The organism is Pseudomonas sp. (genome assembly GCF_050739655.1).
Lineage (GTDB): Bacteria > Pseudomonadota > Gammaproteobacteria > Pseudomonadales > Pseudomonadaceae > Aquipseudomonas.
On sequence record NZ_JBOIBY010000648.1, the window covers coordinates 1 to 1,746 of the forward strand.

Annotated in this window: 2 protein-coding genes; both read left to right on the forward strand. The window is 59.6% G+C overall.

Features of this window, described 5'->3' with window-relative positions:
• Nucleotides 1-178: 178 nt before the first annotated feature.
• A complete protein-coding gene (locus ACRESJ_RS31025) occupies nt 179-1,273 on the forward strand; it encodes a serine hydrolase domain-containing protein (protein ID WP_431761309.1) in 1,095 nt (364 codons plus the stop codon).
• Nucleotides 1,270-1,593, forward strand: coding sequence for an amidase (locus ACRESJ_RS31030; RefSeq protein WP_431761310.1), 324 nt, complete (start codon nt 1,270-1,272; stop codon nt 1,591-1,593). The genes ACRESJ_RS31025 and ACRESJ_RS31030 overlap by 4 nt, the downstream gene beginning before the upstream one ends.
• Nucleotides 1,594-1,746 lie beyond the last annotated feature (153 nt).

The window sequence follows — 1,746 nt, forward strand, 5'->3', positions numbered from 1 at the left end:
ACAGGTCTGCACCGGCTAGGCGTAATAAATCACCGTCCTTTAGGTGCTGGCGCTGGATGCGATGTTTTGTTATTGTTATTCTAAAAACAAAATCAAACTATCGCAGCCTGCGGCAGCTCCTACAGGACTGTCATTTATTTCGACTAGCCTGTGCAGACCTGTCTGCCGAGCCCCCACCATGCCCAAAGGCTTGTCCCTGATTTTTTTGCTGCTGCTCAGCCTCACCGCCCATGCCGAAAACTGGCCCGCCGAGCAATGGCAAACCGGCCCGACCATCACCGGCCCGGCGCTTCAGGCCTTGGAAAATTACGCCTTCCCACCCCGCAACGACACCATCCGCCAAGGCGTTCGCACTGACGCCTTGCTCGTGATCCGCGGCGGCCAATTGATCTACGAACGTTACGCAGGTCCGACCACGGCCCAGACGCCGCACCTGACCTGGTCCATCAGCAAGAGTCTGATGGCCACGGTGCTTGGGGTGGCTTATGGCGAAGGCTTGTTCAAACTCCAGGACCCGGTGCAACAGTTTTATCCACCGTTGAAAAAACACCCGGCCATCCGCATGGCCGACCTGCTGCATTGGGCTTCGGGCATCGACTGGCAGGAAGACTACGAATACGCACCGCTGAAGTCTTCGGTTGTTGCCATGCTGTACACCCGGGGCCACGTAGACATGGCCGCGTTCACCGCCGGTCACGAGAGTTACGCCGCGCCGGGCCAGTCATTCCGCTATTCCAGCGGCGACAGCAATCTGTTGTCCGCCGCGTTGAAAACCATCGTCGGCCCTCAGCGTTATGCCGACTATCCATGGACCGCATTGTTCGAGCCGCTGGGCATTCGCCATGCCGCTTGGGAAACCGATGCCACTGGCACATTTGTCGCGTCCTCTTATGCCTACCTCACCGCTCGGGATCTGGCGCGGGTCGGTTTGCTGATGGCGCGGGACGGTCGCTGGGGAGATAAACAGCTGCTGCCCAAGGACTGGGTCGCGTTCAACCGTGAGCCATTCGCGCATTACCAGGCCCATCAGGATGACGCGGTGCCGGGCGGCCATTGGTGGCTCAATCGTGCAGTAGACGGAACGGCCCAACCCTGGCCCGATGCGCCTGCCGATACCTTCGCCGCACTCGGCCATTGGGGGCAGGCCATGTACGTGATCCCCAGCGAAAACCTGGTGATCGTGCGTTATGGCGATGACCGCGACGGCAGCTACCGGCACAACCAACTGCTGAAACTCGCGCGCATGGCCTTTGCCGCAAAGGTGCAGCCATGACTGGTTTCCTGCGTCGCCATCCAATCCGTTCGCTGATGCTGATCCTGCTGTTGGCCTTGCTCGGCTGGATCTGGCACGAGCGGGTTGCACTGTGGGCGTTTCCCGACATCATCAGCGCCTACACGGCCAAGGAGTATTGCTCGTGCCGTTACGTGATGAACAACGACGCTGAGTATTGCCGCGGATACGTGAAGCAGTGGCTTCCCACCAGTGGTTTTGACGATGACGCTGCCGGTAAGCGCATCACGGTCAGCGGCATGGGCCGCAGCAATAGCGCCGTGTGGGTCGGCGAGCGAGAAGGTTGCCGCCTGAATCCCTGACTTCATGCACAGCACCTGTGGGAGCGGGCTTGCCCTAATGCCAGTCAGTTAAGCGATGAAGGTCAACTGTAGGAGCAGCCGGTCGACGCTCGATTGCTCGCGAAAAACGTTAACGATAACGCGGAAATTCTGAATGAACGCGGCGTCCTGAAG

What these genes read in the sequence shown, in the direction of transcription:
- ACRESJ_RS31030 (WP_431761310.1), top strand. Translation starts at nt 1,270, where the DNA reads ATGACTGGTTTCCTGCGTCGCCATCCAATCCGTTCGCTGATGCTGATC.
- ACRESJ_RS31025 (WP_431761309.1), top strand. Translation starts at nt 179, where the DNA reads ATGCCCAAAGGCTTGTCCCTGATTTTTTTGCTGCTGCTCAGCCTCACC.